The following is a 14,194-nucleotide window of genomic DNA, read 5'->3' on the forward strand; positions in this document are numbered from 1 at the left end:
GGCCCCACCCCCGGATCCGGGGCGGGGCTACAGGCTACGCGAACCCTCGTCGGTGGCGCCAGAGGCGCGTTGCAGTTCTTCGTCGACGAGCTCGCGCTGCATCCCCAGGACCTTCTCCTCGAAGAAGAAACGCTCTTCGCCGAAGGCTGGTTGCAGCTCGTCGAGCCAGGTCGCGCGCGGATCGTATTCCGCGAAGAAGATCCGCTCGATCCAACGCGGATCGCGGCCCTGGAGGAACTTGAGCACGAAGACGTCCTGACCGGCGACGTCGGCCGTCCCGTCGACGAGCACCTTGCCCGGCGTAGCCGACATGCTGGGGCCGCGCACCGTCCGCGCGAGGCCCGACACGTTCTGGTAGGCACGCTGGAAGATCTGCAGCGCCCGCGCCAGCGGCACCTCGAAGTAGTTGCGCGGTCCGGTGTCGCGCTCCACGAACATGTAGTAGGGAACCGCCCCCAGAGCGACCTGCTTCTTCCACATATCGGCCCAGGCATCGGCGTCGTCGTTCACGTGACGGATCAGGGGTGCCTGGCATCGAACGACGGCGCCGGTCCCGATGATCCGTCGCACGGCCTCCTGTGCGATCGGCGGCTCGAGCTCGACCGGATGCGAGTAGTGCGACATGAGGGCCAGGTGGCGACCGCTGTCGACCACTTCCTCGAACAGACGCAGCAGGTCGTCGGCGTCCTTGTCGGTGACGAAGCGATGGGGCCAGTACGCGGTGGCCTTCGTCCCGAAACGGATCGTGCGCAACGACTCGATCTCGAGCAACGGCTCCACGTACTTCCGGATCATCGGCGTCTTCATGATCAGAGGATCACCGCCGGTGAAGAGCACGTCCGTCACTTCGGGGTGCCGCTTCAGGTACTCCACGAGCACGTCGACGTCGCGGGACGCGAACTTCATGTCCTCGAGTCCGACGAACTGGGCCCACCGGAAGCAGTACGTGCAGTAGGCGTGACAGGTCTGCCCCGCGCTGGGAAAGAACAGGACCGTCTCGCGGTACTTGTGCTGCACACCCGGAACGGGCTCGTCGTCGAGACGCGGCACGTTCAACTGCAACTGTCCGGCCGGATGCGGATTCATGCGGTGCTGGATCGCGCGAGCCGCCGTCTTCAGTGTGGCCTTGTCGGCTCCACGGTGCAGGAGGTCACGCATGACACGCAGGTCGCGCCCCTTCAGCATACCCTCCTGCGGGAAGGTCAGCTGGAACACGGGGTCGTGCGGAACACGTTCCCAGTCGATCAGTTCCTCGACCACGTAGTTGTTCACGCGGAAGGGAAGAACCTGCGAAACGGCTTCGATGTCGAGCCGGGTGTCGGCATCGAGTCGCTCGAGGCCTTCGATCTGGTCGAGCTGAGCCGTACTGAACGCGCGGAACGTACGTGGGGACAGACTGGTTTCGGTCGCCATGGGTCCTCCCTCGGACGGAGTCGGGGCTCATGGTCCCTGATGCTTTCATCAGGCTACGTGCGGTTCGGGCGGTGCACTCGGGACGTCACCGGGAGTGACGAATGGACCGTTCGTGATCCATGAGCGCAAGCGCCGAGCGGCCGAAGCCGTCGTCGGATCCGCGTCGAGCTTCGTTCGTGACGCGGACAGCTTAGACCACCCCGCCCGGAGCGGCAAGGAGGGGGCGATGCATCCGCATCAATCGTCCTTGACAACCCCGGATCGCCGGTTGCGGTGGTAGGCGGACGGCGTCGGTCCACGTTGTCCCTGGTACTTGCTGCGCAGCGCGCGGCTCCCGTAGGGGTTCTCCGCCGGCGACGAGAGATGTTGGAAACTGATCTGTCCGATCAGCATGCCCGGGTCGATCGCGATGGGCAGATTCGCCACGTTGCTCAGCTCGAGCGTCACGTGTCCCTCGAAGCCGGGATCGATGAAGCCCGCCGTGGAGTGGATCAGCAGCCCCAGGCGTCCCAACGAGCTCTTGCCCTCCAACCGTGCGACCAGATCGTCGGAGAGCCGGATCCGTTCCAACGTACTCCCCAGCGCAAACTCTCCGGGATGCAGGATGAATCGTTCCCCCGCCCCGATGACGATGCTCTCGGTGAGATCGTCCATGGGTTCGCGCGGATCGATGAAGGTCCGACGCGCGTTGTGGAAGACCAGGAACTCGCGGTCCACGCGCAGGTCCACGCTGCTGGGTTGCACGTGGTCGGGTTCGTAGGGTTCGATCCCGATGCGTCCGGCGTCGATCGCCGCGCGGACGTCACGATCGGACAGGACCATCAGCACTCTCCTCCGTCGGACCCGTTTCATCGACGGGAATCCTCGCCGTGAGTTCGACCTCGACGAGCAGGCGGGGATCGATCGGCCGTCGCACTTCGACCATCGTCGCCACGGGCCGCACATCGGCGAGGAACTCTGCGTGCACGCGGCCGATTTCCTCGCAACACTCGATGTCGGTGACGAAGTCCTCGCACGCGGCGCCGGTACCGACGCGCCGACGATCAGCCCTCGTTGACACCGCTCTCTCCCTCGCTGCGCGCGATCACCGCGGCGCCGGTCGAGTCGCTCATCACGTTGGTCGCCGTGCGCAGCATGTCCAGCGGACGGTCGATCGCCAGCATCATCCCCACGACGGCAGCGACCTCCGGGCCGGTCATTCCCACCGACTCGGTCACCACGAAGATCATCACCAGCCCGGCGCTGGGGATCCCTGCCGCCCCGATCGATGCCAGCAAGGCCGTCAACACCACGGTCGCCTGCGCGGTGAGCGACAGGTCGAAGCCGATCACCTGCGCGATGAAGATGACACCGACGCACTCGTAGAGCGCGGTGCCGTCCATGTTGATCGTCGCACCCATGGGCAGGGTGAAGCTCGCCACCTTGTTGCTCACCCCGACGCGGGATTCGACGCTCCGCATGGTCACCGGCAGGGTGGCCGAACTGCTGCTGGTGGAGAAGGCCATGATCAAGGCCTCGCTCACGTTCCGCACGTGCGTGATCGGATTCATGCGACCGACCACGCCGAGGATCAGCGGAATCGTCACGAGATTGTGTACGGCCAGTCCCGCGACGATGGTCACCGCGTACAGTGCGAGCGAACCGAAGGCCCCGACGCCGCTGGTGGCGACCGTGTTCGTCATGAGCCCCAGCACGCCGAGCGGTGCGAGACGGATCACGCCCCCGGTGAGGACCATCATCATCTCGAAGAAGTCCTGGAATCCGAGCCGAAGACGTTCGCGCTGGTTCTCGGGGAGTTTCGTGATCGCCACACCGACCACCAGGGCGAAGAATATGATCGCGAGCATGTCGCCTTCGACCATCGCCTGCACCGGATTGGTGGGGATCAATCGGAAGATGATCTCGGCCATGCTGCTCGGCGTCTCCAACTCGGGGAGCTCGGCCGAGATCGACCCGGTGAGATCGGCGCCCACGCCGGGACGGATGAGATTGACCAGCACCAGCCCGGTGACGATCGCGAGCAGACTGGTGGTCACGTAGTAGAGGAAGGTCTTGCCACCGAGGCGGCCGAGCGAGCGTCCGCCACCGACCGAGGTCACACCGCTGATGATGCTCGAGAGGATCAGCGGCACGATCACCATGCGCAGCAGACGCACGAAGACCGTGCCCATCCAACCGAGCAACTGGGCCGCCCGCTCGCCGCCGAGCAACCCCAGGATCACGCCCAGGACCATCGCCGCGAGGATCTGCACGTGCAGTTGGGAGTAGAAGGGCTTGTGGGCCATCGTGCTCGCACTCATTCCGGCAGCTCCCCTTCGACGACCTCGACGCCGAGCCGGGCGGCGGCCGCGGAGGCGGTCGAGAAGACCTCCGCCTGCAGGTGATGGGCCATCCGGCGCGCCCACATCGGGGCGAAGGCCGTGAGCCGCTGGTCGGTGACCAGCAATGCGACCCGGCAGCCCGGCACGTCCTCCGACGACACGTCGCTCTCGAAACGGTCGGGGTCGTCGCGGATCTCGACGTCGTTCGGCACGGCGGACGATGCCCTCGGTCGTGGGCGCTCGGGATGTGGCCGGACGAGGCGAATCCGGACGCGGAACGGAGAAGTCTGCACGAACCACCGCACGTGGGGCAACCACCAGTCTCCGATCACGACGAACGACGCCGCGGGATCACTCCCGCGGCGCCGTCGATCGGTGAGGACCAACCCGCCAGTTCTACACCCTCACCGAACTCCTCTCCGTGGCCCTAGCGACGATTCGGCCGCATCTCGTCGAAGGCGACCGGCAGGTCCTCGAGTCCCGGCCCCTCGTCGTCCGGCAGCCGGATCTCTTCGGCCGCGACCTCGACGTCGAACGCGGTGTCGAGCCGGGCCAGCACCGCGGCCGCGTCGAGCGTCTCGGCCTCGTCGAAACCGGGGACGGTGTCGCCCCGGGCGACGAGGATCGGCGTGATCCGCTCGTGGCTGTGCATGGCGTCCTCGTGGCCGAGCACCGCCGCCCGGGCGTAGGCCAGCGCGGCCAGGACCGGACGCTCGGTCCGCTCGAGGGCCACCCCGAGGTTGTTGTAGAACACGGCCTGTTCCGCCCCGAGCTCGAGCGCGCGGCGCAGCGGTTGGATCGCCGCGGCGAAGTCCTCCCGCTGGATCCGCACGTAGCCCAGGTTGTTCAGCGCCCAGGCGTGGTCGGGGTCGCGCTCGGTGGCCTTGCGGAAGGCGGTCTCGGCCTCCTCGAGGTTGCCACTCGTGAGTTCGACCCGCCCGAGCACGTGCCAGGTGTCTCCGTACTCCAGGTCGACGTCCAGGGCGCGGTCCACGGCCATGCGGGCACTCTCCACGTCGCCGAGATCGAGATGCACACGACCCAGATTGACCAGGGTGCGCACCGCGTCCGGCGCCAGTTCCAGACTCCGTTCCAGCTCCACCACGGCGCCCTCGACCTCGCCCAGACGACGGTAGGTCAGCCCGAGCAGGTAGTGACGGTACGGCGAGGTCTCCTTCTCCTCGACGGCGACCTCGAGCGCGGCGGCCGCGACCTCGTAGTCGCCGGATTCGAAGGCCTCCACGCCGGCCGGCCAGGACTCGCCCTCGAAGAGCGGCGCGGGCTCGGGCGGCGTGGCGTCCGACAGGTCGGACACCTCGGCGGCGGGAAGGGTTGCAGACGAAGCGACGACCGAGTCGACGACGGGCTCGGCGTCGCGGACGAACTCCACCTCATGCTCCACGACCACGTCGTCGACGGGAGCGTCCTGCGCGGCCCGGGCGTCGATCTCGTGCTGGGTCTGGGCGATGAAGATCACGGCGTAGGTCAGGCTTCCCAAAACGGCCATGGCGATCAGACTCCACTTGGCGTTCACGGTGATTCCTCCGGTCGGGGGTTCGATCAGGGTCGACCGGGACCCTCGCAACGGCGGGGCCGCCGAACGCAGAATCTCCAAGTTCAATTATTGCAATGACTTGAGAACCTGCCGCCCCGCCCGCCGATCCACGGATCCGTGTCCCTCGGGACACGCTCCGAGGTCGCGATCGGCCAAGTGGTGTGACGGTCGTGGTTTGACGGCGCGTCCGCGGTGACACACCTGTCGGCTCAGAGGTCCCGCAGGGACACGCCCAGGGCACGGGCCTTCTTGTAGAGATGGGCGCGCTCCAGACCCAGGCGCCGCGCCGCCTCGGCGACGTTGCCACCCGCGCCGGTGACGGCGCGCTCGATCGCGCGGCGCTCGGCCTCGGCGACGATCTCGCGCAGCGTGACCGGCTCGTTGCTCTCGACGGGTCGGCCGCCGGGCAGCTCGGCTTCGACCTGGTCCTGGTCGATGGTCTCGTGCGGGCTGACGATCGCCAGGCGCTCGACCAGGTTCTTCAGTTCACGCACGTTACCCGGCCAACCGTAGCGACCGAGGCGCTGGCGGGCCGTGCTCGAGAGTCGCCGGGGCCCGAGACCCTGACGCGCGATCGCCCGCTCGAGGAACAGGTCGGCGAGCCCGGGAACGTCCTCCACCCGATCGCGCAGGGCAGGGACCTCGATCGGCACCACGTTGAGCCGGTGGTAGAGATCCTCGCGGAAGCCCCCCTCCCGCGCCTGGTCGAGGAGGTCCCGGTGCGTGGCCGCGACCACGCGCACGTCCACGGACTTCGTTTCGTTGCTCCCCACGCGGGACACCTCGCGCGTCTCCAGCACGCGCAGGAGCTTCGCCTGCGCCGGTGGTGGCATGTCGCCGATCTCGTCGAGGAACAGCGTGCCCCCGTGGGCGGCTTCGAACTTTCCCGCCCGCGCGCCGACCGCCCCGGTGAACGCCCCGCGCACGTGTCCGAAGAGTTCGCTCTCGATCAACGACTCGGGAATCGCCGCGCAGTTCACGGCCACGAAGGCGCGGTCACGGCGATGGCTGCCGCGGTGCACGGCGTTGGCCACGAGCTCCTTGCCACTGCCACTCTCGCCGAGCACGAGCACCGTGGCCTCGGTCGGCGCGACCTGTGCGATGCGCTCGCGAAGGTCGTGCATGGCTTTCGAGTCGCCCACCAGGTCGCCCTGGCCAACGGCCACCCGCAGTCTGCGGTTCTCCACGGTGAGCGCGCGGACGCGCAGCGCGTTCTCGAGGGTCACGAGCGTGGTGTCGCGCCCCAGCGGTTTCTCGAGGAAGTCGTGGGCCCCTTCGCGTACGGCACGCACGGCTGTCTCGATCGTTCCGTGCCCGCTCATCATGACCACGGCCAGATCCGGGCGTGCGGCGAACGCGCGGCGCAGGACCTCGAGTCCGTCGATCCCCGGCAGGCGCACGTCGACGAGGGCGGCGTCGAAGTCCTCGGACTCGAGCTGCTGCAGCGCCTCCTCTCCCGTCTCGACCGTTCGCACCTCGTGTCCGGCCAGCCCGAGCATCTGCTCGAGCATCAACCGGATGTTGCGCTCGTCGTCGACCACCAGGATCCGTGCACTCATGGGCGCTCCTCGTCGGGACTCGGGTCGGGGGCGAGGCGTGGGAGATCCAGGCGGGCCACCAGACCTCCTCCGTCGCGCGGAAGGGCCCGGAACCGTCCTCCGTGCGCCTCGACGATCCTAAGGGTGACGGGAAGACCCAGTCCGGTCCCCGCGGCCTTCGTGGTCACGTAGGGATCTCCGAGACGCGACTCGACCTCGCGGGCCAGGCCCGGACCACGGTCACGGACCTCGATCCACCAGTGATCGGCGTCGTCGCCCGGACCGCAGGCCAGTTCCACCGGCGCGTGCGGTGCGGCCTCGGCCGCATTCTTCAGCAGGTTGTGCAACGCGCGGCGCAACTGCTCGGCATCGCCGCGGACCGAGTCGGGCGCGCCGGCGGCATCGGCGTCGAAGCGGACGTCGGGATGGGCGGCGCGGGCCGTCCCGAGCGCGGCGTCGAGGAGATCGCCCACGTCGACCGGTGCGACGGCGAGCTGCGGCTGGCGGGCGAAGTCGCGGAACTCCTCGACCAGCCGCTGCAGGCTCTGCAGCTGATCGCGCGCCGTGCGGAGACTGGCCGGCAGCGCCGCCCGAGCAGCCGGATCGTCCCGGGTGGCGGCCGTCTCCACGTTGTCGACCGCCAATGACAGCGGGCTCAGTGCGTTGCGGATCTCGTGCGCGATGCGGCGGGCGATCTCGCGCCAGGCTGCCCGCCGCTCGGCGCTGCGGATCCGCGCCTCGGCAGCTTCGAGATCGCGTGTGAGCCCCCGAAGGGCCGTTCCGAGCTGCTGCACCTCGCGCGGTCCGCCCTCGGGAAGATCCGGGTGCCGCGCTCCCCGCCCGATGGCACCGACCGCACCGGCCATCTGTTCCAACGGCCGGCCGAGTCCGGCCGCGACCCATGGCGCCGCCACGGCCGCCACCACCAGTCCGCCCACACCGGCCACGAGGATCCAGACCCGGAGCCCTTCGAGGGCGCGAGCCGCGGCGGGACGCCCGGGGTCCCACGTGAGGAAGGCGCCTCGGCCCGGCTGCCAGCCCGCCGGCAGCTCGAACCGGGACTCGCCGCGGGCGGGCGAGGGCGCGCCCCAGCGCAGGGCGTCGAGTTCCAGCGCCTCGCGCCAACCCGCCAGCACCCCGGCTCCGAGACCGAGCCCGACGACGAGGCGCAGGTCTCCACCCGGGCCCGCCGTGCGCGCGATGGCGCCCACCGTCCAGTCGGGTGCCCCCGCACCCGGCGGGGACGCATCGAAGACCAGCCGCGCGCTCGGCAGGGCTCCCAGCAGGTCGTCCGCGTGGGGATGGATCGTCCCCGCTCCGGCCCGCCAGTGGGCACTCGAGAGGATCCGACCTTCGGGATCGAGCAGGATGACCTCGTCGACTTCGAGCCTCGAGGCGGTGGCGCCGGCCCAGTCCGCCAGCGCGCGGCGGATTCCTGCCCCGTCACGGGAGAAGTCGGCGGCGACGGACTGGAACTCGCCGCTGTCGACCAACTGCCGCAGGGCCGCTCGCGCCGCACGTCCGCGGTCGCGGAGCGCGGCCACCGTCAGGGTTCGGCGTTCCTGCTCCCAGGTCCGGTGGGCATCGCGGCTCGCCTGCTGCCGGGCGACCTCCAGACCGCCCGTGACGATCGACACCAGGGACAGTGCGACCGCCATCAGGGCCACGGTCCAGCGCGCCCGCAGTCCCACGGCGATCAGTCGACCCGGCCGCGACGGGTCTCGAAGCGAGGCTCGTCGCCGCTCGCGGGTGGATCGGGCACCGGCGCGTCGGGGCGGGACCACTGCGGATCGTCGCGATGGGCAGCCCACCAGTCGAGCCAGAACGAGGCCTGCGCGCCCGGGTCGAGAGAACTCACACCGGGCGGCTCCTGCGCCCCGGTCAACTGCTCCAGTACACGCCGCACGAACGCCCGGGCGTCGTCCCAGTCGACGGACACGAGCTGCGAACGCCCGTCGATCGACTGGGTCCGGTACGCCATGGCGAATCCGGCGCGGTGGGCCTCCGCGCGCGGCATCGGGAGCAGAGAGATCAACTCGCCCACGACAGGTCGGTGCCGCGGACCCAGCCGATCGACCACGAGGTCCCGGACGGCGCGTTCCAGGTAGATCGACCGCACCCATCGGGCGGCGGGCACGGGCGGACCGTCCTCGGGTTCCAGGCCGTCGAGGAAGCGCGCGAGATCCGGAGCCCGGGTCGGATCGCGCCAGTAGCGGGCCTGCCACTGCGCTGCCTCCCACCAGCCCAGGGCCGCGAGGCGCCGCCGCGTGAGATCCGGTCCGCTGAACGGACGCCCCACGGCGCGCTCCAGCGCTTCCAGCGACAGCTCCCACAGGTCGTCGACGGCGTGTCCGACCGTGGTTCCGCGATCGGGGTCCCACCGACGGGGACCGATCCCGACCGCGGCGAAGCCCTCGGGCAGCGTTCGCAACACCTCGACGAGCCCCGATGCGAGGAAGGTGTGGCGATCGGGATCGAGACGGCCGAGCACACGGATCCTCAGCACCGGATCGGCGTCGAGCGACGCGATCCAGTGCGGCGCCGTGCGCGCGGCGCGATCGCGCGACGGCAGGCCGAGCGATTCCACCCAGGCATCGACGTCGGGGATACGCGCGGGATCGTGCGTGAACCGCGGATCCTCTCCACGTTCGGCCCACCACCGTGTCACGATCCGGACGATCCCCGCGACCGTGGCCGCCGCGCGCCGATCGGTCGACGCCATGGCCCGCTCGAGGTCGCCGGCGAAGCGGACGTCACGCCCGACCCCGGGTTCGGGGGCAACCGCGCCCAGCAGCCGCAACCCCTGCCACTGCACGTCGGGCCACGAGGGCGGCTGGTCTCCGGGATCCGGCCCTCGGTCCCGCGGGACGTACAGGGAGTCGAGTTCGGCGGCGGCGACGGGACGGGACTGCCGCAGGAAGGACACCAGGGTATCGGTCAGTGCTGCGGCATCCGGGTCGACCCTCTCGAGCACTCCCCGGGCGAAGGGCTCCGAGCCGGCCATGCGCCAGAGCAGCTCGCCGAGTTCGTCGACCCTTCCGTCGGCCGCGGACTCGGGGCGCGGCGCCAGACCGTGCACCAGCAACTCGAGCGGACTCGCAGCCGCCGATGCCGACGCCGATGCCGACGCCGACACCGACGCGACGAGCAGGATCATCAGGACCGATTTCAACCGACACTCCAGGGTTCGCGGCGCATCGCGTTCACAGGTCGCCCGGCGCAGGACCGGTGGCGTGTCTACGGTAGTCCGCCCACGCCCGGGCCAGCGCCCGCCAACCGCGCCAGCCGTCACCTCCGAGCAGGGCCGGCCTCCACAGCCGGAGCCACAGGATCGCCACCGACCACGGGGACGGCGAGCCGGGTGGTCCGTGCCGTCGCACCAGTGTGAGCCGACTGCGCAGGTTGTAGTAGAGGAACGCCGGGCTGGCCACGCGCGTGGTCGCCGAGACCTTGTGCACGAGCCTCGACTCCGGCGCGACCCCGACGCGATAGCCTGCTTCCTCCGCCCGCAGGCAGAGATCGACGTCCTCGCAGAAGTGGAAGTAGCTCGTGTCGAGCCTCCCCACGCGCTCGAGGACCTCGCGCCGCAGCAACATGGTGCACCCGGTGATGTAGTAGTGGCGGGTGCCGTGGGTTCCGAGCGTCTCCGGATCGACCGGACGCTGGACGTGCCGCACCCAACCCGTGGCCACGTCGAACCGACCGCCCCCGAACGCCCAGAGGCGCTGGGGATCGTGTGCGTAGGCGATCGCCGCCCCGACCACACCCAGTGACGGATCCGCCTCGGCACGCTCGACCATGGGCTCGACGAACCCGGGCTCGACCTCGGTGTCGTTGTTCAGCAGGAGGACGTAGTCCGCACCGTGGTCCAGGGCGCGGTCGATCCCCGCGTTGTTGCCGCCGGCGAACCCCAGGTTCGCGCCCGTCTGCAGGATCTCCACGGCGGGGAAGGTTTCCCGGATCGCGGCCTCCGACCCGTCTTCGCTGCCGTTGTCGACCACGAGCAGTTCGAGTTCGGGGTAGGTACACACCGAGAGCGATCGGAGGCAGGCGAGGGTGTCGTCGCGTCCGTTCCAGTTGAGGACCACGACGACGACCCGGGGTGACGGAGCATCTGTCGGCATGCACGTCCTGTCGCGTTGCGCGGGGCGTTGGGACGACGTAAGCTACGCCGCATGAACACCTTCCAGCAAGCATGCAGACGAAGCGCCGGGATCCTCCTCCTGTTCCTGCTGACCGCTTGTGGAGACGGGATGCCTCCCGACCTGTGTCAGGTGGCGCCGCTCGACGATCGCGACGCCTACGTGCAGGAGATCGAGCGGGCGCGGGCCGAACGGGAACGGAGTTTCCGGACACAGTCCTGGAGTCCGGTTCCCGAGGCACTGCGCGCCGACTGGCAGGGTCTGCAGTACTACCCCGTCGACCCCTCGCTCCGGGTGCAGGGTCCCTTGATCCGGGTGGTCAACGGGCGGCGCTTCGACATCGTCACCACGTCGGGAGAGCTCCGCCCCTGCCACGAGATCGGCTACTTCCTGGTCGACCTCGGTGCCGGTCCCGAGAAACTGCCGGTGTACGAGTTGCTCGACCAGCGGTCGCGCGAGGAGAACATGTTCGTTCCCTTCGCCGACGCCACCACCGGGACGGAGACCTATCCGGCCGGACGCTACCTCGAGGTCGAGCCCGTCGAACGCGGCCTGTACCTGCTGGACTTCAACACGGTCTACAATCCGTCGTGTGCCTACGGAGGCTCGTTCCAGTGCCCGGTGGCTCCCGACGAGAGTCACCTGCGCGCGGCGGTTCGTGTCGGCGAACGGGGCTGGTCGGAAGCGGCTGCGGAGTAGCTTCAGGCCGAGCCCAGGCTCCGCACGTCGCGGCGGGGGAAGTGCGCGCGCAGGCTCGCTGCCGCCGGACCGTCGATCTCCAGACGGACGCGCTCGCCGTCGGGCTGTGCCCGGAGTTCGACGTGACTCGTCGTGGTCGCCTCGTCGTCCGACGGTTGTGCGATCAGACGGGCCATGAGCCGGAGAGCGACTCCACGCGGCACGGCCTGGGCCGCGAGCGACGCGGGGAAGTGCACCGACGCCTCCATCCGGTTGTTCCGCCGCAGGGTCTCGAGCGCGAGCAGGTCGCGCCCGAAGGCCATCTCGTCCTCGAGAGCCACCTGGCGCGAGCGGTCCGCCTTCACGTGCGCCGCCGCGCGGTCGAGGGTCCGGAGGATCCGAGCCCCCGCCTCGGCGTCGCGTTCGCCGACGCGGGCCGCGGCGGTGAGCACCTCGGACTGCCAACCGCTCGAGAGTGTATCGACGGGATCGGGCCAACTGCGTCGCGGTCGCGATCCACCGGCCGGTCGCGTTCGTCCGACGGCGACCGGCGGCACCGGGGGCGTCTCGGACGCGGCGGCCTGCCCACTCCCGGAGGCCTCGATCGGGCGTGCGTCGGTCCGGCGGAACGCGGCGATGGCACCCGCCAGCAACGGAGCGATCGACCGGAGCAGACGACGCTCACCGTCGAAGTAGGGCAACAGATCGCGACGGTCGCCCAGCAGCAGGGTGCCCTGCCGTTCGCCGCCCACCAGCAACGGCACCCGCACCTGCACCGGCTCCTGACCTTCACCGGCGTGGCCCACGGCCACCCGCACCCCGCGCGCCCGCAGCGCCTGGGCGACGTCGGCGCAGGTCGCCTCGACCAACTCGGCCAGACCTCGGCCCTCGGCCATGCGCGTGGCGAAGCGGTCGCGCAGCTCGACCGCGCTCGTCCGCCGCGCGAAGAGAACCCGTTCGGCGGCCGCGGAAACCGATCGTGCCGCCCACGGCGCGACAGCCACCGCGCCCATGAGGATCGAGATGCGCAGCACGCTCAGACCCAGGCCACCGAGCTCGGGCATCAGCAGCGCCACGCGGTGGAACGTCCAGTAGGCTGCCAGCACGACGGCGAGCCATGTGCTCACTCTGAGCACGCCCAGGACGAATCGATCCATGAACGAGAACTCGTAGCGGACGAGCGCCAGGAACACGACCACGGGAACGCTGTGGAGGTGGACCAACGGAAGCAGGACTTCCTGGGTCACGCGTGGACGTCCGTCGTGCCAGAGAGCGATCAGCCCGAGCGTCAACCCGAGACTGGTCAGGAGGACAGCCCGACCTCCCACCGGAACGGCGAGGTGCTCCTGCCCGGGACGCGCCGGGAAGAGCACGAAGCAGAGGACCCACAGGAAGGTCCCGAACAGGTAGGGCGAGATCGGTCCGATCGAGGACCGCAGGCCCTCGACGACCGCGGACACGCCGCCGGCGTCGACCAGGTAGACCAGCCCCCCGGCGATCACCAGGACATAGGCGGCCGGCACCATCGTCTGCGCGTTGGCGTGGAGCTGATGCGTGATCCAGGCCCGCAATCCCCTGCGTTCGCGCCGGAAGCGGCGCTCGAAGGTCGCGAGCATCTGGAAGAAGATGGCCAGGACCAGCAGGTTTGCCGCGAGCTGCGCAGCGGGGATCGCGACCTGCGTCCGCGTGTCGAAATGGAAGTGATCGATGGCGATTCCGAACTCGACGGCCTGGATCGCGAGCGAAACGGCCAGCAGACCGTTCGCCGCCGCGAAGATCTGCGCTTCGCGACCGCGCTCACGCACCAGGGTCCAGAAACCCAGGACGACGTGCAGAACGATCGCGAAGAGGAAGACGAGCGCCATTCCCAGGTGGAGATCGCGCGTCAGGTCCGAAATCATGCCGGTAGTCTAGCACAGGACGACGGCGAGCCGGAGGATGGCTCGTGACTCCGCGAGAAGTCGACCGTACCGGGTCAGGCCTCCGCGGCGCGGCGCCGGCGCGAGGTCATGCGCTGTTCCTCGGCCCGGAGCGTCTCGAGCACCACCGATAGACTCTCGGTCAGGTTCATGAGCCGCTCGTCGTCGAGGGTCTCGACCTGCCGCTCGAAGAACTCGCGCCCCTCGGGCTCGAGCTGCTGCACGGTGCGGTGTCCCTCGGGCGTGGCCATGACCCGGAACGAGCGACGGTCCTGCGGTTCGGGCTGTCGGGTGACGAGCCCCTTCTTCTCGAGGCGCAGGATCATGCCGGTCATGTTCTGCTTGCTGACGCAGAGCTGACGGCAGAGTTCGGTGGGAGTCAGCCCGCGCTCACCGACCTGCGACAACAGGCCGAGCGTGAGCCATTGGGCCGACGTGATGTCCGCCTGGCGCGCGAGTGCCCCCCCGCGACGGTCGAGAAGGTTCGCCACGCGCAGGGTGTCGAGCAGGGCCCGGCGGGCCAGGGTCGCACGGTCGAGGTTCTGCATTGTGGGTCCTCCGCTCACGGACGATCAACGCCTTGCTGCGGCCGTCAAAATAGGGATGATCTTGGGGGACAGCAACAGGA

Annotated in this window: 12 protein-coding genes and 1 pseudogene; 1 reads left to right on the forward strand and 12 read right to left on the reverse strand. The window is 69.6% G+C overall.

From position 1 onward, the window contains the following. Positions 1-27: 27 nt before the first annotated feature. The 10 genes and pseudogenes from VKA86_09995 to VKA86_10040 all read right to left on the reverse strand — a co-directional run bounded on the left by VKA86_09995 (position 28) and on the right by VKA86_10040 (position 10,951). Positions 28-1,413 (reverse strand): lysine 2,3-aminomutase, encoded by a 1,386-nt coding sequence (locus VKA86_09995; protein ID HKK71538.1) that lies wholly within the window; start codon positions 1,411-1,413, stop codon positions 28-30. A gap of 237 nt (positions 1,414-1,650) precedes the next feature. Then, positions 1,651-2,235 carry a dCTP deaminase gene (gene dcd, locus VKA86_10000; protein HKK71539.1) on the reverse strand — a complete coding sequence of 195 codons (585 nt, stop codon included), beginning with the start codon at positions 2,233-2,235 and terminating at the stop codon, positions 1,651-1,653. After that, a pseudogene (locus VKA86_10005) lies at positions 2,216-2,419 on the reverse strand (hypothetical protein). Before VKA86_10005 ends, dcd begins: the two are co-directional and overlap by 20 nt. Before the next feature lie 37 nt (positions 2,420-2,456). Further along, positions 2,457-3,713, reverse strand: a complete 1,257-nt coding sequence (locus VKA86_10010) for a dicarboxylate/amino acid:cation symporter (GenBank protein ID HKK71540.1) — start codon at positions 3,711-3,713, stop codon at positions 2,457-2,459. Further along, positions 3,710-3,946 carry a hypothetical protein gene (locus tag VKA86_10015; GenBank protein HKK71541.1) on the reverse strand — a complete coding sequence of 79 codons (237 nt, stop codon included), beginning with the start codon at positions 3,944-3,946 and terminating at the stop codon, positions 3,710-3,712. Before VKA86_10015 ends, VKA86_10010 begins: the two co-directional genes overlap by 4 nt. Before the next feature lie 215 nt (positions 3,947-4,161). Next, complete coding sequence (locus VKA86_10020) at positions 4,162-5,268, reverse strand: tetratricopeptide repeat protein (GenBank protein HKK71542.1); 1,107 nt, start codon at positions 5,266-5,268, stop codon at positions 4,162-4,164. A gap of 230 nt (positions 5,269-5,498) precedes the next feature. Then, positions 5,499-6,848, reverse strand: a complete 1,350-nt coding sequence (locus VKA86_10025) for a sigma-54 dependent transcriptional regulator (protein HKK71543.1) — start codon at positions 6,846-6,848, stop codon at positions 5,499-5,501. Continuing rightward, a complete protein-coding gene (locus tag VKA86_10030) occupies positions 6,845-8,518 on the reverse strand; it encodes an ATP-binding protein (GenBank protein HKK71544.1) in 1,674 nt (557 codons plus the stop codon). The genes VKA86_10025 and VKA86_10030 overlap by 4 nt, the downstream gene beginning before the upstream one ends. A 5-nt stretch (positions 8,519-8,523) precedes the next feature. Continuing rightward, positions 8,524-9,999, reverse strand: a complete 1,476-nt coding sequence (locus VKA86_10035) for a hypothetical protein (GenBank protein ID HKK71545.1) — start codon at positions 9,997-9,999, stop codon at positions 8,524-8,526. Positions 10,000-10,030: 31 nt separating this feature from the next. After that, entirely contained in the window at positions 10,031-10,951 is a 921-nt protein-coding gene (locus VKA86_10040; protein ID HKK71546.1) for a glycosyltransferase family 2 protein, read from the reverse strand. Between the two features lie 129 nt (positions 10,952-11,080). Between VKA86_10040 and VKA86_10045 the strand changes: the two genes are divergently transcribed. Next, a complete protein-coding gene (locus VKA86_10045; GenBank protein HKK71547.1) occupies positions 11,081-11,668 on the forward strand; it encodes a DUF1684 domain-containing protein in 588 nt (195 codons plus the stop codon). A gap of 2 nt (positions 11,669-11,670) precedes the next feature. Here VKA86_10045 and VKA86_10050 read toward each other — a convergent pair whose 3' ends face one another. Next, a complete protein-coding gene (locus VKA86_10050; protein HKK71548.1) occupies positions 11,671-13,548 on the reverse strand; it encodes a hypothetical protein in 1,878 nt (625 codons plus the stop codon). A gap of 74 nt (positions 13,549-13,622) precedes the next feature. Further along, positions 13,623-14,114, reverse strand: a complete 492-nt coding sequence (locus VKA86_10055; protein ID HKK71549.1) for a MarR family transcriptional regulator — start codon at positions 14,112-14,114, stop codon at positions 13,623-13,625. Between the last annotated feature and the right edge of the window lie 80 nt (positions 14,115-14,194).

It is taken from the genome of Candidatus Krumholzibacteriia bacterium (assembly GCA_035268685.1).
Classification (GTDB): Bacteria; Krumholzibacteriota; Krumholzibacteriia; order JAJRXK01; family JAJRXK01; genus JAJRXK01.